The organism is Patiriisocius sp. 208BN25-11 (assembly GCF_058147145.1).
The window spans coordinates 71,671-91,647 of sequence record NZ_JBYVJY010000010.1; the positions used below are offsets into that span (position 1 = coordinate 71,671).

The 19,977-nt window shown below is 37.1% G+C and carries 15 protein-coding genes; 7 read left to right on the forward strand and 8 right to left on the reverse strand.

Features of this window, described 5'->3' with window-relative positions; genetic code table 11:
* Positions 1-51 precede the first annotated feature (51 nt).
* Both ACY2RS_RS11835 and pheT read right to left on the reverse strand, forming a co-directional pair.
* Positions 52-702: a hypothetical protein gene (locus tag ACY2RS_RS11835; protein ID WP_490098868.1), complete on the reverse strand. Its 651-nt coding sequence runs from the start codon at positions 700-702 to the stop codon at positions 52-54.
* 273 nt (positions 703-975) lie between these two features.
* Positions 976-3,402: a phenylalanine--tRNA ligase subunit beta gene (gene pheT, locus ACY2RS_RS11840; RefSeq protein WP_490098869.1), complete on the reverse strand. Its 2,427-nt coding sequence runs from the start codon at positions 3,400-3,402 to the stop codon at positions 976-978.
* A 98-nt stretch (positions 3,403-3,500) separates the two neighbouring features.
* Between pheT and ACY2RS_RS11845 the strand changes: the two genes are divergently transcribed.
* The gene (locus tag ACY2RS_RS11845) at positions 3,501-4,715 is read left to right on the forward strand and encodes a TlpA disulfide reductase family protein (protein WP_490098870.1); all 1,215 of its coding nucleotides are present in this window, start codon (positions 3,501-3,503) and stop codon (positions 4,713-4,715) included.
* 171 nt (positions 4,716-4,886) lie between these two features.
* On the opposite strand, the gene ACY2RS_RS11850 is transcribed toward ACY2RS_RS11845, so the two are convergent.
* Both ACY2RS_RS11850 and recG read right to left on the reverse strand, forming a co-directional pair.
* A complete protein-coding gene (locus tag ACY2RS_RS11850) occupies positions 4,887-5,684 on the reverse strand; it encodes a class I SAM-dependent methyltransferase (RefSeq protein ID WP_490098871.1) in 798 nt (265 codons plus the stop codon).
* Between the two features lie 102 nt (positions 5,685-5,786).
* Positions 5,787-7,892, reverse strand: coding sequence for an ATP-dependent DNA helicase RecG (gene recG / locus ACY2RS_RS11855; RefSeq protein WP_490098872.1), 2,106 nt, complete (start codon positions 7,890-7,892; stop codon positions 5,787-5,789).
* Between the two features lie 46 nt (positions 7,893-7,938).
* Between recG and ACY2RS_RS11860 the strand changes: the two genes are divergently transcribed.
* Entirely contained in the window at positions 7,939-10,008 is a 2,070-nt protein-coding gene (locus ACY2RS_RS11860) for a M1 family metallopeptidase (RefSeq protein WP_490098873.1), read from the forward strand.
* 82 nt (positions 10,009-10,090) lie between these two features.
* Here ACY2RS_RS11860 and ACY2RS_RS11865 read toward each other — a convergent pair whose 3' ends face one another.
* A complete protein-coding gene (locus ACY2RS_RS11865) occupies positions 10,091-12,094 on the reverse strand; it encodes a T9SS type A sorting domain-containing protein (protein ID WP_490098874.1) in 2,004 nt (667 codons plus the stop codon).
* A 267-nt stretch (positions 12,095-12,361) separates the two neighbouring features.
* Here ACY2RS_RS11865 and ACY2RS_RS11870 point away from each other — a divergent pair, with 267 nt between their 5' ends.
* The 4 genes from ACY2RS_RS11870 (at position 12,362) to ACY2RS_RS11885 (ending at position 15,181) form a co-directional block, all read left to right on the forward strand.
* Complete coding sequence (locus ACY2RS_RS11870; RefSeq protein ID WP_490098875.1) at positions 12,362-13,129, forward strand: hypothetical protein; 768 nt, start codon at positions 12,362-12,364, stop codon at positions 13,127-13,129.
* A 66-nt stretch (positions 13,130-13,195) separates the two neighbouring features.
* Positions 13,196-13,810 (forward strand): hypothetical protein, encoded by a 615-nt coding sequence (locus ACY2RS_RS11875; RefSeq protein WP_490098876.1) that lies wholly within the window; start codon positions 13,196-13,198, stop codon positions 13,808-13,810.
* Positions 13,762-14,556 carry a sensor histidine kinase gene (locus ACY2RS_RS11880; protein WP_490098877.1) on the forward strand — a complete coding sequence of 265 codons (795 nt, stop codon included), beginning with the start codon at positions 13,762-13,764 and terminating at the stop codon, positions 14,554-14,556. Before ACY2RS_RS11875 ends, ACY2RS_RS11880 begins: the two co-directional genes overlap by 49 nt.
* Positions 14,543-15,181, forward strand: a complete 639-nt coding sequence (locus ACY2RS_RS11885) for a response regulator transcription factor (RefSeq protein WP_490098878.1) — start codon at positions 14,543-14,545, stop codon at positions 15,179-15,181. Before ACY2RS_RS11880 ends, ACY2RS_RS11885 begins: the two co-directional genes overlap by 14 nt.
* Here ACY2RS_RS11885 and ACY2RS_RS11890 read toward each other — a convergent pair.
* On the reverse strand, positions 15,178-15,699 hold the full coding sequence (locus ACY2RS_RS11890; protein ID WP_490098879.1) for a DUF7935 family protein: 522 nt from the start codon (positions 15,697-15,699) through the stop codon (positions 15,178-15,180). The two genes, ACY2RS_RS11885 and ACY2RS_RS11890, sit on opposite strands and share 4 nt — an antisense overlap.
* Before the next feature lie 139 nt (positions 15,700-15,838).
* On the opposite strand from ACY2RS_RS11890, the gene ACY2RS_RS11895 reads away from it, so the two are divergent.
* A complete protein-coding gene (locus ACY2RS_RS11895) occupies positions 15,839-17,026 on the forward strand; it encodes a T9SS type A sorting domain-containing protein (protein ID WP_490098880.1) in 1,188 nt (395 codons plus the stop codon).
* Position 17,027: 1 nt separating this feature from the next.
* Here ACY2RS_RS11895 and ACY2RS_RS11900 read toward each other — a convergent pair whose 3' ends face one another.
* Both ACY2RS_RS11900 and ACY2RS_RS11905 read right to left on the reverse strand, forming a co-directional pair.
* Positions 17,028-18,608: an FMN-binding glutamate synthase family protein gene (locus tag ACY2RS_RS11900; RefSeq protein ID WP_490098881.1), complete on the reverse strand. Its 1,581-nt coding sequence runs from the start codon at positions 18,606-18,608 to the stop codon at positions 17,028-17,030.
* A 61-nt stretch (positions 18,609-18,669) separates the two neighbouring features.
* The gene (locus ACY2RS_RS11905; protein WP_490098882.1) at positions 18,670-19,953 is read right to left on the reverse strand and encodes an amidohydrolase; all 1,284 of its coding nucleotides are present in this window, start codon (positions 19,951-19,953) and stop codon (positions 18,670-18,672) included.
* Positions 19,954-19,977 lie beyond the last annotated feature (24 nt).

A 19,977-nucleotide genomic window follows, 5' to 3' on the forward strand; every position in this document is an offset into this window, starting at 1 on the left:
GAGCATTTTTTTAAATTAGGGAGTTTACTATTTGAAGGTGTATTGATGAAATTAATTTAGTGCAATAACTTCGCCTTCTGCAGGTGCTCCTCCATGAGAAGGTAAATCACCAGCGTTTCCTCTGTCAGCAAGCATTCTATATTGTTGCGTTCCTTTTTCTGTTTGAATGCTTCCAGAAAGTGTGTACAGGTATAAATCACCTGATACAGAATAATCATTCATTGAGTTGTCTACATCAAAATTTATTTCAACTTCATTTCTCTTTGACGCAATATCTAAAAATGTATTCATTAACTCAGTAATTTGTGCTTCAGTTAGGCCTTTTGATTTCATTATCTCTGTTGTTTTCTCATAAGACGCTGAAGCTCCGGCTCCCCCAAAAAACCAACTCCAAATACTTAAGTTTGCGCTTGCCGAAATTTTTTCGTGAGATTTAATTTCTTCTTTTTGAGAAGCATTGAGCATCCCTAATGCTAATTCATTTAGATTTTTAACATCTTCGCTCGACATAGCAATAAGGCTAAGTTTAGCATAAATACTACCTTTGGCATGAGCTGGTATTGTGTAACTTAGGCCTGTTAAAGAACCAGTTCCTTTTACTTCTATTGAGAAGGATTCAGAAGATGATCCTGAGACATCTATTACATGATTTGTCGGGTTTGTAAAGCGTAGTGCTTTAATTTGAGATTTTTTTGTTTCCATTGTATTGAAATTTAAAATTGTTTTCTTACTCTCAGGCTTTTCGGATACCGCCCGTTTTTAATATGGTTTCTGCTCCATTAATGATGTTTTGATATTAGAAAATAGTACTTCCAATATTTTGACATTTCAAAACTAAGAACGATTGTTAAAAACGAATCAGGTGTAAATACTTGATTTTTAAGTATTTAAATTAAATTGCGGAAACTACTTGTTTTTACACAAAAAAAATCCTGTTTGTAAACAGGATTTTTAAGGGTATATGCGGGGAGATTTTTATCGCAGTGAAGCTCCAAAATCTTTCTCAAAACGCTGCTGCAATTTGTTCATGATTTTGTCAATCTGTTTGTCGGTAAGTGTTTTGTTTTCGTCTTGTAGTGTAAAACTTAAAGCGTATGATTTTTTACCATCAGGTAATTTCTTTCCAGTGTACACATCAAAAAGCTGTACTTCTTTCAACAAGCTTCTTTCTGTTTGGAAGGCTATATTTTTTAAGTCACCAAAACCAACAGACTCGTCTAGTAATAAAGCGAAATCACGTTTTACTTTAGGGAACTTAGAAATAGGTTGTACCACAAAGTTTTGTGTATCAAGCATGGTTAGAATAGTACTCCAATCGAAATCGGCGTATAATACCTCGGCATCTATACCAAAGTGTTTTGTCACTTTCTTAGCAACTACTCCAAAAGAAACAACGGCTTTCTTGTTTGATGCAATAGTAATCCCTTCAGAAAACAGATCACTTTTTACTTCTTTTTCTGAAATGTTAGTAATTCCTAATCTGTTTAAAACTGCCGTTACAATACCTTTAAAGAAAAAGAAATCTCCCTTTTCTGAAGCATTTGTCCAACTGTCTTGTGCTTTATTTCCTGTTATTAATAATGAGAGGTGTTTCTTTTCTTCTCTACCGCTATCAAAGTTTTTGTAGGTGTTCCCAAACTCAAAAAACTTTACATTGTTAGCCTTTCTGTTGGTATTGTAGGCTAGCGATTCTAGTCCGCCAAATAACATGGATTGACGCATCACAGACAAATCGTTGCTCAAAGGGTTCAGCATCGTAACACTGTGATCGTCTTTTAAAGTTTCAGAAAGAGATATATAGGTAGGAGATGTTAATGAATTATTCAACATCTCATGAAAACCTAAAGCTGTTAATTGCGTGGCAACTTTATTTTGCACTTCATAGTCTTTTACACCAATCGTGCTTGCAATAGAGGCGTTTAGCTTAGAAGAAACATCAATATTGTTATAGCCATACACACGTAATATTTCTTCGATAACATCTGCTTCACGAGTGACGTCATTTCTATACGCAGGAATAGTCATTCCTATGCCAGTTTCTGTGACATTATTTACTTTAATTTCCAGAGAAGATAAAATGTTTTTTATGGTTTCTCTGTCTATTTCTTGCCCAATAAGTGCAGTTGCCTTATCGTAGTTTAAAAACACTTGGTGGTCTTCAATTTTCTTTGGATACACATCAATAATATCGCTTGTAATATTTCCGCCAGTTAATTCGCAAATAAGAATGGCAGCATGCATAAGCGCATATTCTGTTGCGTTTGGATCAATACCACGCTCAAATCTAAACGATGCATCTGTGTTGAGTCCGTGACGTTTTGCTGTTTTACGAACACTAACAGGATTAAAATAAGCGCTCTCTAAAAAGATACTATTGGTTGCATTGGTTACACCGCTGTCTGCACCTCCAAAAACTCCTGCGATGCACATCGGTTTTTCTGCATCACAAATCATTAAATCTTCTTCGTGTAGTTCTCTTTCTACTCCGTCCAGGGTAGTGAATTTTGTTCCAGCTGGCAAAGTTTTTACATGCACCTCGTTGCCCTGTATTTTATTAGCATCAAAAGCGTGTAGCGGCTGCCCTAGTTCATGCAATACATAATTGGTGGCATCTACCACATTATTAATAGGGGCTAAACCAATTGCTTTCAATCTATTTTGTAACCAAGATGGTGATTCTTGCACCACAATCTCACTGATAGTAACCCCACAATAGCGTGGAGCAAGGTCATTGTTTTCAACATGCACCTCCATTTTAAGCATTCTGTTTTCAATCTTAAAATTGGTAGTAGAAGGTGTTATGAGTTCTAAAGAAATATCTTTTTGTATCAAACCAGCACGAAGGTCGCGAGCAACTCCCCAGTGGCTCATGGCATCGGCACGATTGGGTGTTAATCCAATTTCGAATACGACATCATTTTCGACTTCTAAAATTTCCGAAGCCGGTGTACCAGCAATACAATTTTCGTCAAGCACCATGATTCCATCATGTGATTTCCCTAGTCCTAGCTCATCTTCTGCGCAAATCATTCCTTGGCTTACTTCACCTCTAATTTTTCCTTTTTTAATCTTCCAAGGTTTTCCTTCTGGATCGTACAATGTAGTACCTACAGTAGCTACGGGTACTTTTTGCCCTGCAGCAACATTTGGTGCACCACACACTATTTGTACAGGCTCTCCAGTCCCAACGTCAACTTGAGTAACTTTTAAGCGATCTGCATTTTCGTGCTGCTCACAAGAAAGTACATGGCCTACCACAACTCCTTCAAGACCTCCAGGCACAGAAGAAAATGGTGTAATCCCTTCTATTTCAAGACCTAAATCTGTTAATAGTTCTCCAGTTTCTTCGGCATTCCAGTCTGTGTTGATAAATTGTTTAAGCCAGTTGTACGAAATCTTCATAGTGCATTTTTCTTAAAGAGGAGCAAAGATAACAATACCTTGGTTTTTTGTAAGTACTTTTATGATTTTCGAACCAAGATTATGTAAAAAAACATCCTATGAAATATTTTATTGTTATTTGTGTCGCTATGGGCTTTTTTTCCTGCGGAAATGTGAGCACTCAAAACGCATTAGCACAAGGACCATGGAGGGCTTCTCTTGTAATAGATAAAAGTCATGATATTCCATTCAATGTAAGGGTTCACGCAGATACCACAATGACTTTTTACAATGCCGAAGAAGAAGTAAAAATTACAGACATCACTATTCTGGGGGATAGTATTCATATTGAACACCCTGTTTTTGAAGGGATTTTTAAAGGTTTGTATACTGACAAAAAAATTAGCGGAAGTTTTATAAAACCAAGTTTAGATAGGGTAGTGCCTTTTACTATGGTGCATGGAGAATCGCCAAGATTTAAAGTACATACAAAGGCTGCTACGAACATTACTGGTAATTGGGAGACTGTTTTTTCTCCTGAAACTCCAGCAGATAGATATATAGCCAAAGGAATTTTTGAGCAAAAAGGAGACCTGGTTACTGGTACTTTTAGGACCACAACAGGAGATTACAGGTATTTGGAGGGAATTGTGAGCGGTGACACCTTAAAGCTTTCTACCTTCGATGGAGCACACGCCTTTTTGTTTGAAGCCGTTGTTACCGATAGTACCATGGTAGGTTCTTTTTACAGTGGTAATCACTGGAAAGAGCCTTTTGTAGCAACGTTAAATAATAACTACGAGCTTCCTTCTGCAGAGCGTTTAACCTATATCAAAGATGGGTATGATGGTCTGGCTTTTCGTTTTAAAGATACAAACGGAACCTATGCGTCTTTAGAGGATGATCGATTTAAAAACAAGGTTGTACTTGTTCAAATCATGGGTACTTGGTGTCCGAATTGTTTAGATGAAACCAAGTATTTCTCTCAGTTCTACAAAGACCTACATCGTGATGATTTTGAGATCGTTTCTTTGGCCTTCGAATACGCAAAAACAGAGATGAGTGCTATGAAAGCCATTAATAAGTTAAAAACATCTGTTGGAGTCCCGTATCCTATTTTATTAGCGCAATATGGCACCAGTAGCAAACAAAAAGCAAATGAAAAGCTCCCTATGCTAAATCATGTGTTAAGTTATCCTACAACCTTGTTCTTAGATAAAAAAGGAGAAGTACGCAAAATACATACAGGATTTAATGGGCCCGCAACAGGGGAGAAGTATGATGATTTTGTTTCGGAGTTTGAAGTGTTTGTAGGGCAATTGTTGGAAGAGTAGTTGTTTTTTAAAAGTTGAAGAGTTGAGGTGTTTATGAGTTTAAAAGTTTAGTGATGTGGCAACGATGCTTCGACAGGCTCAAATTAACAAGGCACTAAAAAACATAAATCTTCAAATCAACACATCAAGAAATCTTCATCCCTCATCTGTCATCGGTCACCCGTCACCAATCTATTTCCTAACCATCCAAATATCTTGAGGAATCCAAATTCCTTCTGGTTTGGTTTCAATATGGTCTACAATAGTGCTGTTCTGGAATAATTTTTCCATGAATGCTTTTGGGTGAAAAGCAGAGTAGGTGCGATGTCCTTCTTTTACCTTACCTCGGACTACTAATTTTCCTGCATGGTAGGCTTCTTGTTCTTTTTCGGCAAGTTTAGATAGGTAGTTATTGCCTTGAGTGGTAAGAAGTAAAATTCCATCTTTGGCTAGTACTCGATACAGCTCTGCATACCAGTCATCATGCATTTTTTCGGAAAGATGGGTGAAGATTGAGAGTCCGTAAATAACATCAAAACTATTGTCTTTGTAGGGTAATTTTGCTTCTAAGGTGTTATTGTTAAAAGCAATTCCTGGAATGTTTTTTGAGCACCAATCTATGGATTTTTTATTGTAGTCTGTTCCAAAATATTCGCATCCATTTCCGATGACTTCAGGTAGATGGCGTATGATTCTTCCTGGACCACAACCCCAATCCAATATTTTTTTGTTTTTGAGTTCTATGTGCTTCCCAAAATGTCCAGCAATCCACTTGGCAGAGTTTTTTCCTTGTTCGTAATAAGCGCTGTAATCCATCATAAAAGACTCGTACATCAAGTAGTCTGGTGGTAAAGCGACTGTAGGGTTTGCTTTTTTGAAGGCATTATTCTTTTGCTTGTTCTTGAAACGCTCTACATGAAAACGCACTTTATCTGTAGTATAGATAAGGTTTAAACTTCTTAAAAAATTTGAAAGTTGGGATTTCTTCATAAAGCACTACTGTTTCAAGGGTAGCAAATATAATTTTATGCAATTAAATTATAGTGAAAATTGAGAAGATATTTTAAGTCTTTTGTTTCTGCCTCGATATGGTTAAGAAATATAATTCCAAATATTCCGATACTTAGCCATTTGCGCGTAGGTGTTTTTAATGGCTGCATTTTTAGGTAAGGATAAGGAAGGATCTTCTTTAAGTGTTTGAAAGGCATAGCTTCTTGCGAGCTTTAGAATTTCAGTATCTTTTATTATGTCTGCAATTCTAAGGTTAAGTACTCCACTTTGTTGTGTGCCCATAATGTCTCCTGGCCCTCTTAGTTTTAGGTCTACTTCGGCTATTTCGAAACCATCGCTGGTGCGCGTCATGGTTTCTAGGCGCGTTTTTGCATCGGCAGATAGCTTGTAACTGGTCATTAAAATACAGTAGCTTTGCTCTGCGCCACGACCTACACGTCCTCTAAGTTGGTGCAATTGCGATAAACCAAAGCGTTCGGCACTTTCAATGATCATCACAGAGGCGTTGGGTACATTAACACCTACTTCTATGACTGTGGTTGCGACCATAATCTGAGTTTCACCTTTTATAAAGCGATTCATTTCAAATTCTTTATCGGATGGTTTCATTTTTCCATGAACAATTGAGATTTGGTATTTTGGCTGCGGAAATTCTCTCGCGATACTTTCATAGCCATCCATTAAATCTTTGTAATCTAAGGCTTCACTCTCTTGTATCAATGGGTATACAATATACACCTGTCTACCGAGGGCAATTTCGTCTCTAATAAATTTAAAAACTTTGAGTCTATTGGTGTCAAATCGGTGTACAGTTTTAATGTCTTTTCTTCCTGGAGGTAGTTCATCAATAACACTAATATCTAAGTCCCCATATACACTCATGGCAAGTGTTCTTGGTATAGGGGTAGCAGTCATGACTAAAACATGTGGTGGATATTCATTTTTGTGCCACAACTTGCTACGTTGTGCAACTCCAAAACGATGTTGTTCGTCAATAATTGCGAGTCCTAAATTTTTAAATTTCACTTTGTCTTCCAGCAACGCATGTGTGCCAATGAGGATGTTTAGCTCCCCATTTTCTAGCGATTCATGAATATTCTTTCTATTTGAAGTTTTAGTTGACCCAGTAAGTAATGAAATACTGATTTTTAGTTTATTACATAATTCTAATAGACCGTTATAGTGTTGGACTGACAAAATTTCAGTAGGCGCCATTAAACAGGCTTGAAACCCATTGTCAATCGCTATTAACATTGATAATAGCGCTACAATGGTCTTTCCGCTCCCTACATCTCCTTGAAGGAGTCGGTTCATTTGCGCATTGCTTCCTAAATCCTGACGAATTTCTTTAATCACTCTTTTTTGAGCACCCGTTAACTCGAAGGGTAAATGCGCTTTGTAGAAGCTGTTAAAAAGCTCCCCTATTTGTGTAAACGGATACCCTTTAATTTTGCTTTTATGTATAAGATTTTTTAATAATAATTGTAGTTGGATAAAGAATAATTCTTCAAATTTTAATCGATATCGAGCTCTTGCCAATTCTTCCCCATTCTCTGGAAAATGAATATTAAAAATTGCTTGCCCTTTTGGCATTAATTTCAGGGCTTCTAAAATGCTTGGCGAAAGGGTTTCTACAAAGCTATTTTTGAGCTCAGAAAAGAGCTGTTCCATGAGCCCGTTAATCACTCTGTTTGTGATGCCGCTATTCCCTAATTTTTCTGTAGATGGATAGATAGGTTGTAATGCAGAACGCAATTTACTTTGGTGTTCTTTTAGTAACTCTAGCTCTGGATGTGGCATAGAAAAAGTGCCATTATACCAATTTGTTTTTCCGAAGGCTACATAAGGCTCGTTGAGTTTAAGATTTTCTTTGATCCATTTATGGCCTCTAAACCAAACAAGTTCCATTGTCCCATTTGCATCTCTGTAGGCAGCAACGAGACGTTTTCCACGTTTTTGTTCTACTGTTTTTAAATGGGTGATCTTACCAATAACCTGCACATCGGCACTGTTACGCTGTAAATCTGCTATTTTGTAGTATTTGGTCCGATCTAAATATCTGTTGGGAAAGAGGTTGAGTAAATCTTGAAAGGTGAAAATTCCCAATTCTTTTTTTAACAAATCTGCCCTATTAGGCCCTACGCCTTTAAGGTATTCTATAGGAGTTTGTAAAAAGTTGGGATTCATACAACGAATTTACTTAATTTGGCAACACATTTGCTAGTATCTTTTTATGAAATACCTTCTTTTTTTAATTTTTCCATTCCTATCCATTTCTCAACAAACTACCACTGTTGATATTACACGTGTTTCGGCGGTTGTGACTCCAGATGCTGTCTCAAAACAAATTACGGGGAATGTAAATGTTACCTTTACCATGCTAGAAAATACAGATAAGATCTACTTAGATGGTATTGCTATGGAGCCTATAAACCCAGAAAGTAAAGGAGATGGTAAGATAGAAGTGCATTTTGATGATACTAAAATTTGGTTGCATGGTGATTTTGAAAAGGACTATGAATACAGCGTTCGTTTTGAGTATCTAGCCACACCCAAGAAGGCTTTGTATTTTGTTGGAGATCAAATTTGGACTCAGGGTCAAGGTAAAAATACTTCTCATTGGCTACCCAGTATTGATGACATGAACGATAAAATTGAATTTGATCTTACGGTAGTTGTTCCCGATGGGAAAACGGTCGTGAGTAACGGGGTGTTAAAAAATACGGTCGATAGTGATGGGTACATAGGTTGGTTTTTTGATATGGAACAGCCTATGTCGAGTTATTTGGTTGCTTTTGCCGTCGGAAATTTTACAGGGTCGACATTGTTTTCTAACAGCGGTATCCTTCTAGAGCAATTCATTGCTACACCAGATACCTTACAGCTAGAGCCTACGTATCGATATACCAAAGAGATATTTGATTTTTTGGAAGAAGAAATAGGAGTAGCCTATCCTTGGCAAACCTACAAACAAGTACCCGTTAAAGACTTTTTGTATGCCGGTATGGAAAATACAAGCTGTACCCTTTTTTCTCAGGCTTTTGTGGTAGATAGTATTGGCTTTGTAGACCGAAATTACGTAAATGTGAATGCACATGAGTTGGCACATCAGTGGTTTGGTAATTTAGTAACCGAAACCTCGGGAGCACATCATTGGCTGCATGAAGGCTTTGCAACCTATTACGCTTTACTAGCAGAGCGCACTATTTTTGGAGATGAGTATTATTATTGGAAATTGTTTCAATCTGCTAACAGTCTTATAGAAATGAGCGAGCAGGGCAAAGGGCAGTCTCTGTTAGATCCTAATGCGTCTTCTTTAACCTTTTATGAGAAAGGAGCTTGGGCATTGCACATGCTACGAGAACGTATTGGGGATGATGCATTTACAACTGCGATACAACGTTATTTGAAGAAATATCAATTCAAGAATGTAACCACAGCTAATTTTTTAGATGAAGTAAAAGCAGCCACCTCTATAGATATTTCAGCATGGGAAAAAGATTGGCTCGAACAAACTGCCTTTAAAGCAACGCAGGCGTATACATCTTTAGTGAAGTCTTCTTTTATGAAATCTTATTTTGAAATTGCTTCACTCGCACCAGAAGCTTTGGTAGATAAGAAGAGATTTCTAGAAACTGCACTCACATTTCCAAACGACTATATAGGCCAAGAGGTCGTGTATCAATTGTCTAGAGAGAATTTTTACACCGTATTGCCTTTGTATAAAAAAGCTTTTGAAAGTAATAATCTATTTGTAAGACAAGCCATTGCATTAGCGCAAGATGGGCCAATTCCTGCTGCTATTAAAGATGATTTCGAAAGTTTATTAGAAGATCCTTCGTATGTAACACAAGAGACAGCTCTGTTAAAGTTATGGCAGTATTTCCCTGAAGATCGCGAACGTTATTTAGAGGCTACAAAAAATAGTATTGGGTTTCAAGATAGAAATCTTAGACAGTTATGGCTTGTTTTAGCTGCTAATACTGCAGGGTTTTCTAAAAATCAAAAAGAAGGTTTTATCCAAGAATTAAAAGGGTATGCTTCTGCTAGCAATAGTTTTGAGATACGTGAAATTGCTTTTGAGCATCTAGAAACCTTATCGCTTTGGGATGTTACTACTATTGGAGATGTGTTACAAGGATGTACCCATCACTATTGGCGTTTTAGAGATGTAGCAAGAAAACAATTGGATACCATTTTACAAAGGGAATCGCTTCGTACTTTAGTGAAGGAAGCTGCAGAGAAGGCGTCTCTAGCTGAAATTTCCTACCTCGAACGTATTGGCTTTTCTATAAAACAGTAGTGACCCACTACTATTTCCCATTAAAAAAAAGCCTCTCAAGATTTCTCCTGAAAGGCTTTTAAAGAGTTAGTTAGTTGAAAGATTATTCGATGAGTAATCTGCGGCTAAAACTTTTGTTACTTGTAGTTGTTACATTTACAAGATACATGCCTGTTTGCAATGAAGTAATATCGATGTCAAGTTGATTGTTTCCAATACTTGCTTGAATACTTTTTACTCTTTGTCCTGAGAGTGTGAAGACTTCAATGGTTTGAATTTCTTCTTCTAACAAACTAATTTGAACACGATCTCTTGCTGGATTAGGTGTCATTTGCATCTCTGTATCAAGTGTGCTACCTACTCCTTGCTCACGAGTTATGCCGATAGTAGAAGCGTAAGTACCTAAAATGCTTCTAATCCATTCTATAGAATTACGACTAATATCTAAGGTGTTAAGCGTTTGTGATCTATTGTTATAGATAAGCTGGTATGTAAAGCCATCGTCTACACAATCTACACAACAACTAGGGGTAAACAACGCTACGATGTATAGTGTGTTTTGTTGGAACGGATATGGTGCAAAATTAGTAGTAAGGTCCCAAGGTGTTGCTCCAGAAGCTGCTGGTGAGAACAAACTGTACCCAGTATCGTTACCCCATCCATAAGGAGCAGATGTGTTTACTGTTGGCGTTGATCCAGCGGTATAGTTGTCAACTTCTCCCACAAACCAATAGTATGGTTCATCACATACTTCAGGGTCGTATGGTAATACATCATCTGAAGTTGCTATAGTGTTTACAGAACCTGTAACTACTTGAGGAAATCCTTGGTGTTGCACTGTAATAGCTAATTCTGGATCTCTTAGTTCGCTAACGGCTATATCATCAATAGCAAGGTCATTACCGTCTCCAAGACCGTCTTCTTTAAGTGTGATAGTAAAGTCCATGTCTTCGTCTCCTGTAAAGCAGAAACTTATGGTTTGCCATGCACAAGGATCGTTTGGATCTACGTCGATGGTAGCGGTTTCGCTAAAGCCTGTGTTGGTAGTAATTTCAATTTCTGGTAGGATATCGAAGGTACACTGTGGCATGTTTTTAAAGTTTGCACAGAAGCGATATTCTTTTTCTGGATCTAAGTTTAATGATGTTTTCCAGATATCGCTTGTGGTACCAGCTGGTTGTGTGGTTTTTCCGTTTATGAGTAAGTACATGTCATTTGTGCTGTATAGTGTTGGATCTTCACAGAAAGAATGATCTGTAATGTTTGCTCCAAAAGCTGCTGCACTTGTTGTTACATCGTATTGTCCAGGAAGTGTTGCTCCGTTTTGACTGTAGTCACTGCTAAATCCTTGGTTTCCAAATTCGAAATTACCGTTTTGCACTAGGTTTTCACTTTCGTCACAGCAATATGCACCTTCATCGGTTGGAGGTGGAACATCAACAGGGCATTCATCGAAGCAGATGTTGTCATATCCATAACGTTCAGCTGGGTTTGAATTTAAATCTAAACTAAAATAAATCCCTGATGCTCCTGTCATTACATCATTAAAGTCTGATATTGGAGCCCCTGCAGGAAGTACCCATGTTCCTTCTGTACTCGTTGGTAGTTGTCCGTTTTGCGTTGTTTGAATAGGAGCACAGATGCGTACCCATCCGTCATTTTCGTCGAGTGCTTGATTGTAGACAAAAATGGCTCTTTTTGTAAAATTTCTTGGTCCTGAAGAGGCATCTCCAATATAGAAAATGATGGCAGGGTTAGAGGTTTGTCCTTGCTGGTTGTTTATGACAAGAAAATCGTAACAAAAGCATTCTCCTCTTGCGGTTAAATCGCCGCGATAGTCTACTTGATTAAATAAGATGGTGCTTCCAGAAGTGTCATCTCCTCTTAGTCCGAAATCTCCTGGAGTTCCAGAAGATCCTGTAATTCCGTTAGTGGCGTTAATAACTGTATTGTTCGTAGATCCTGTTGGGATGTTGCTACGCTGCCAGTTTCCTGCAGATTCGTTAAAATCTTCGCAATTTCCATCTTGTGCCAAAGCAAAGAAGGAAGTACACACCAATGCAACTAAGAGTAGCATGGTTTTTTTAAAATTGTTTTTTGTTTTCATAATAGTTGTTTAAAGAATACCTACTCTGTTGTATGGCTTTTCGGTGTTCGCCTTTTGTTTGTTTTGTTGGTACAAATATCTTGTGGAGTATATGTTCTTTGTTGCGTCAATAGCCCAGTAATTTTAGGGATAAAGGACTTTTTTTAGAGTGAGGGTATTTCCGAAGTAAAGCATATAAACCCCTTAAATACTTTGGGGTTTTTACCCCTTATAATTTTTGTAGTACCTTGTTACTTTTACAAATACAAATTTTTAAACCATCCAACTATGACGATTAAAGTACCTTCTATTTTCAGTAAACTAGTGTTGCTAAGTGTATTTATGTATGCAACATCTTGTGTGACACCCTGTCCAGATTGTGTTGATCCTGCCTACTTAAATGAACCATCAAAAATTATATCTATAAAGCAAGCAAAAGATATGTATGATATTTATACAGATTTAAAAGTTCCAGCACTAAAGTTAGGGGCTGTAAATCCTGAACTTAATATTAATGATAATGGTACAGTAACTACTGATCCTAATTTTAAACCTACTAGATATATTGAATATAGTTTTGAGGAAATCAAGCATTATATTGCGTATATTGAGAATGAAGCAGATATAGCTAATGTGAATATAGATAACATTCGTATTTACTTAGGGGCATATCCTAGGGAAGGGGGCACATTTCCAAGTGGTGATATAGCACGATATAATAGGCAAGAGTCTATTTTTATGTTACCTACTGCACTTCATGAAGGGAAGCAAAAAGGATTTTATACATCTGGAGCTCCAGGGAGTGATGATCGTTACCCTGTATATTTTAGTGATTTGGAAGCAGATGCGATATATGATTTAGATGGAAAGAACAGGACTGCTGAAGGAAGAGAAAGAACAGTACGTGCAGAGGCATCTATGTTCCCATTATTAGCCACAGCACTGCAAGGCGGAGACGATAGAAGTCTTATCTTAAATGATGGAAATGTAATACCGCCACCAGAACAAGATACCGACATGGACGGAAAAGGAAAAGGCGGTAATGGGGATGATTAAAATTAACTTGTATACACTAACTTGGACGTTTCACTAACTTTATTAGCGTATTTAAAAACTACCTTCATGACACTATATGTGCTAGTAAGTATGATAGCGCTATGGAGGTATAAATACTATAAAAATACAGCACTAAAATTTTTGTTGTTTTATATATTGCTACAAGTAATAGCAGAATATATAGGCGATTATTTAGGAACTACATTTGGTGTAAATGCTTGGTGGTATAGTTGTACTTATTTTTTTAGTTTTTTATATGTGTATTTTATTTTTAGAGATGGAATACACACCAAAAAATTTAAAAATATGATTTTAAAAGCAATGATACTGTTTATTGTAGCTTATATTGCTTTGGTAGTCATTTTTGGTTTTGACGCAACATCAAATGCTTATATATACATCGTTGGGGCGTCAATAGCTATAGGCTGTGTGATTCTCTATTATGTGGATCTGCTTAAAACAAATGAATTAGTATATATTAAGTCAAATTTATTATTCTGGGTAAGTGTAGGTTTCTTACTTTTTTATGTAGGCTATGTGCCTATAAAGTTTCTATATTTAACAAGTAGTAAGCTCCAAGGACTAAATGTCTTTAGGGCTATTCACCATACATTAATTATTATTATGAACTTATGTTTTATAACGGGCTTCTTGCTGTTAACTTCGAAACAGGAACAATAGCAGTAATCTGTATTACACTTTTATTAGTACTAGTGATTATTATCCTACTTGTTGTCTTTGTGGGGAGAAAAAACTCACTCGTAAAGGAACAACAAGAAGCAAAAGAGGAGTTTGAAAAGGAATTAGCAGAATCTCAAATTGAAATACGCGAAACAACATTACGTAATATAAGTTGGGAACTACATGATAACATAGGGCAATTACTTACCCTTGCAAAAATACAAGCTCAAAATGTGAAAGATCACCCAGAGCAAATAGACGAGGTGGTAGAAACCATTGGTACAGGATTAAATGAACTACGAGCATTGTCAAAACTTATTAACCCAGATGTATTGAAGAATCAATCTATTGCTGAGGCAGTTCAATTAGAAATTGATCGTTTTAATAGATTAGAATTTATTGAAGGAAGTCTTGCTGTAACTGGAGAACCAATCGCAATTGACCCAAGTGCAGAAATTATTTTATTTAGAATACTACAAGAGTTTTTCTCGAATACCATAAAACATTCTAAAGCATCTAGCTTAGAGGTTCGTATTCATTATGGAGATACATTTTATGTAAAAGCCAGCGATAATGGAATTGGTTTTGAAAACACCACGGATGCGACAGGTATTGGCTTACTAAACATGAAAAACAGAGCAAGTTTGATTGGTGCTCATCTCGAAATTGTATCTCAAAAAAATAAAGGAACCACATTAGAACTAACCTATAACTACAAACAAATACCCTCTCATGAAAAAGCATAGTGTTGTAATAGTAGACGATCATACCTTGTTATCGCAAGCAATAGGGGCGCTTGTCAATAGTTTCGAGCATTTTGAGACACTTTATTTGTGTAAAAATGGGCAAGAATTACTTACTAAGTGTAAAAATCCAGATCACGTTCCAGACATAGTATTAATGGATGTGAATATGCCTATTTTAAATGGTATAGAAACTACGGAAATTTTACAAACCGAACATCCTCAAGTGCATGTATTGGCATTATCGGTCGAAGCAGATGAGGTTACTATTCTGAAAATGTTACGCGCGGGTGCCAAAGGATATTTGCTAAAAGACACACAAAAAGATATTTTAGAAAAAGCGCTCACACAGCTTATAGAACAAGGATTTTACCATACCAATGAGGTAACACAATTACTAATAGGTTCTTTACACAAAAAGGAAAGCAAAATAGCGTTGAAGGAACGAGAAATAGAATTTCTTACCCATGCCTGTACCGAAATGACCTACAAAGAAATTGCAGAAAAAATGTTTGTAAGCCCAAAAACTGTAGAAGGTTACAGGGATGCAGTTTACGAGAAATTACAAATTAAAAATAGAATCGGTCTAGTGTTGTATGCTATTAAAGCCGGATATTTTAAGCCTTAATAAAGCTCAGCAACTTCTTTCTTGATATACGCCAACCCTTTTTGAGAAGGAGTTACTTCGCCCATAAAGTGATTTAAAACAGACTCTCTCAATTTGTCTGCTGTGTCCACTTTTTCATTCATAGCAGCTTGTCTAATGGTCTGTATCGTAGCATTTTTAGTAGTTCTAATAACATTCCAAGATTCTGCAGATAGATAGATTTGTTGGGTTAAGTTGTGCTCAAATTCAACTTCAATACTTTTAATTAAGTCTTCTTCATAGTTGCCAAGATCGTTGCTCCTTGGCTTTACACGAATTAGAAGGCTATTTGGATCAATACGTTCTAGTAAAAGGGTGATACGTTCAAAAGCTTGTAAGCGAAGTGGTAATACTTTTCCTTGGGCATCTTTGTGAATTAAAAAGCGTCTGCGTCCTTCTTCATTGTCTGTATGGGTTTTAAAAAAAACATAGGCAATAACACCTACAATGATAGCAGATAGTAATGATGCAAAGTAGGGAAGTAGTGCTTGAGATTCCATAGAAAATGTTTTATAAAGTTGAGTTTAACAAACGTATCATTTTTTTAACGTTTAGAAAACAAAATTGGTATTAACAAAATACTAACTTTATTTTGAAATCAAATGTATACTTTAGTAACTCGTTTTTAATGAAATTGTTATGAAAAAAATTACGCTTTGTTTGTCCTTGCTTTTTTTGTCTAATGCAGTGGCGCAAGGAGAATTTGTTGTCGCAATTGATAATGTAAATGGAACCTACACAAAATTTAATGAAACACCTCTAGAGGGCATTGAGTACTTATATCCTAATGATGCTACTATTATAGAAAGCTCTGGAATCTATGTTTTTGCTAGTGGTCAAGCCTCAGAAGATATGGTTTTCGTTGATATTGCTTCAGGAACCATCGTCGCAAGTCCTCCATTAAATAATACACGTTATTTTGAAGCAGACCAAGCAACAAGTGTATTGTACGGTTTGGAGTTACTACCAAGTACCAACCTTACTACTCCGGTCACAATTAGCGTTCCTTCGGGAGCAGCAAGTCCTTTGGCAGGTGTTTTAGGGACGCTTACCTATGCTGGTAATTACAGTGATTTTAATCAAATAGATAAATACTATACGTTTATGGGCTTACCCGCAGATGGACCAGGGTATATTTTATATGCTATAGATGCCGTTACGGGTGCTGTTGTTCGTAATACGCCCATACAAATAGCAGCAGCAGATCAGATTTCATGTTATAAATTTCATAGAACAACAAATGTGTTGTATGCGCAATATTTAGATGCAAGCGAGCAACAATATTATTTAATAACCATAGATCCTACTTCGGGAGTGATTCAAAAGATTGGAGCAGGTTATAAAAACGCTTCTTCCTTTGCAAGTGGTACCATAGATCTCTCTTCAAATACCTTTGTTACCTTGTATCCAAATCCTTTCTTAAATGGATTTGCAGTCACAACAATCGATTTGGATACTGGTGCAGAACTAAATACAAAATTGCTTACTTCTAATGAAACAGGAGATAATTTTTACAGCATTGAGTATGATGCCCTGCAAGATCAGCTCTTTTCACTTCATTATGATGCTGAAATGTTAGACACCCAATCTTTTGAGGATTCAGAAACAGTGGTTCTTTATCCTAACCCAGTTGAAGACACCCTTTATATTTCCGAAGCTGAAAACAGCACATATACCATTGTAAACAGTCAAGGGCAACGTATTGTGGAAGGAACAATATCTTCTAAGAATGCCTCAATAAATGTTTCTAAATTAGCTACTGGTATCTATTATGTGAATATTAAGAACGATATGCAATTTCAGACCCAAAAGCTAGTAAAACAATAATTTAGCTCAAGTCTAGTTCTGTTTTTTTATTAGAGATACCACCAAGATGACTGCATGAAACAAGTTCTTCCATGTTGTTAAATGGGACGATGGTTTTCTCGTAAGAATAGGTTTTATCCAATTCTTTGGTGAGGTTGTGGTCGTCAACATTTAGCTCAATGTCACTCATTTTAAATTGACACGGATGCTCATATCCAGCTGCATGCGTGATTTCTACAAGCTCTTTTCTAAAGGTTTTAAAATATTGCGCCAGCCGTTCACTCTTTAAAGGAACATTGATTCCGTTTTGAAGCCATTTACTTTGTGTAGCAACTCCTGCTGGGCATCTATTGGTATGGCATATTTGAGCCTGAATACAACCAATACTCATCATCGCCTCTCTAGCTACATTAATGCAATCTACACCCATGGCAAATGCCATAGCGGCTTTTGCAGGAAAACCTAGTTTTCCGCTACCTATAAATACAATGCGCTCTGTGAGTCCTTTTTGCTGAAACAATCTATACAAATCACTAAATCCATACACCCAAGGAAGTGAAACATGGTCTGCAAAACTTGGAGGTGCGGCCCCCGTTCCTCCTTCACCACCATCAACGGCAATAAAGTCTGGCCCTCTGTTAGTTTTAACCATAATGTCTGCAAGTTCTTCCCATTGTTCTAGTTTACCAATAGCGGCTTTGATCCCCACAGGCAACCCTGTAGCTTCTGCAATTTGTTCTATAAAATCGACCATCTCTGGCACATTAGAAAAAGCTTTATGGTTGGGAGGCGATAAGACATCTTTACCAATTTCAACACCTCTAATTTTGGCAATTTCTGGAGTTATTTTTGCACCTGGTAATACACCACCTTTTCCGGGTTTAGCACCTTGCGAAAGTTTTACTTCGATTGCACGTATAAAGGGATTGTCTTTTACCAATTGTACCATCTTTTCCATAGAAAAACCACCGTCTTCGGCACGTACGCCAAAGTATCCTGTTCCAAAATGAAATACTACATCGCCACCGTTACTGTGGTAGGGTGAAAGTCCGCCCTCACCTGTATTATGATAGGCACCTGCAATATGGACACCTTTGTTTAAAGACTCAATGGCTTTGGCACTTAAAGAACCAAAACTCATGGCAGATACATTGATTATAGATGCTGGTCTATAGGGTCTTTTTCTATTATTGTGAGCGCCCATCACCTTTGCGCAAGGCAAAAAGCTTTTGTCTTTGGTATGAATATGGTTTTCCTTTACCTGATAGGGCATCATGGCGTTATTGATAAAAATATGATGGTGCGCATAGATATCTCTATCGGTTCCAAAGCCTTCGTAGTTGTTCTCTTTTTTTGCGCTGGCATAAATCCAGCCGCGTTCTATTCTATTAAAAGGAAGTTCTTCACGGTTATTGGCAACAAAATACTGTCGCATCTCTGGGCCAATACTCTCTAACATGTATCGTATATGTCCCACAATAGGGAAGTTATGGCTAATTGTGTGGCTGCGTTGAAAAATATCACGTAGAGCTACGATGGTAAATACAATTAATATCCACATCCACCATGAGATGTTTCCTATAAAATCTAAAAAAGGTTCCATATTTTTTTAAAAGCTTTAGGCTTTAAGCTGTATGCTTTAAGCACTTAGGTATTTTACAAAATTAATTGGCGTTTAAGTATTCGATTGCCAATTGCGATAATGATTTTACGCCTAAGATCATTCCGGCATCGTCGATTTTAAAATCTGGTGTGTGGTGCGGGTAGGGCTCTTTGTTTCCTGGTGTCATACCTCCTAAAAAGAAATACACTCCAGGTACTTTTTCTTGGAAATAACTAAAGTCTTCACCTCCCGTGATGGCTTTCATATCTTCTACTTTATCATCACCAGCAACACTTTTTAAGGTTGTAATAGCTCTAGCTGTTAGTGCAGGGTCATTATAGGTGACAATAGTATTGTTTTGCCACTCTATAGTTGCTGTTCCGCCATAAGCTTTAGCAATATCGCTTGCCATTTCGTTCATACGTTTAATGATCATGGTTCTCATATCCGGATTTAAGGTACGTACTGTACCAATGAGTTCGGCACTTTCTGGAATGACATTAAAACGGGTCCCGCTTGTGATTTTTCCAACGGTGATGACTGCAGGCGCTTCAATTAAATACGATTCTCTTGAAATAATAGTTTGAAATCCATCTATGATTTTAGCCGAAATTAAAATAGGATCTACACCACTCCAAGGTGCAGAACCGTGTGATCCTTTTCCTTGTACGTTCACCACAAAACGTTCTACCGCAGCCATAATACCTTCAGGTTTTACTGTAATGGTGCCTACTGGAGTACCGCTGCTAATATGGAGTCCGTAAATGGCATCTACTTTAGGGTTTTCTAGAACACCTTCTTTAACCATTAGTTTAGCGCCACCTTCTTCTCCAGGAGGTGGTCCTTCTTCTGCAGGTTGAAAAATAAATTTTATGGTTCCGTTAATTTTATCTTTATGCTTACTCAACACTTCTGCAACGCCCATTAAAATGGCGATGTGTGTATCGTGACCACAAGCATGCATTACACCTGTTTCGGTACCAAGAAAGGTAGTGGTTACCTCACTTTTAAATGGGAGGTCGTTTCGTTCTGTTACAGGTAATGCATCAATATCTGCTCGCAGTGCCACAACTTTTCCTGGACTGTTTCCTTTTAACAATCCAACCACACCTGTTTTAGCAATGCCGGTTTGCACTTCCATGCCAAGGCTTCTTAAATGCTCGGCAATTTTATCGGCAGTTTTGAATTCTCTATTGGAGAGCTCCGGATTTTGATGGAAGTAATGACGCCAATCAATAACCTGCGATTCTATCTTTTCTATGTCTTTTAGGATGCTTTTATCCATTTGTGCATATCCAGCAAAGGTTATAAAGGCTAGAACAACAAGGATGTAGTGTTTTTTCATAAGGATATGGTATCGTTAAAATAA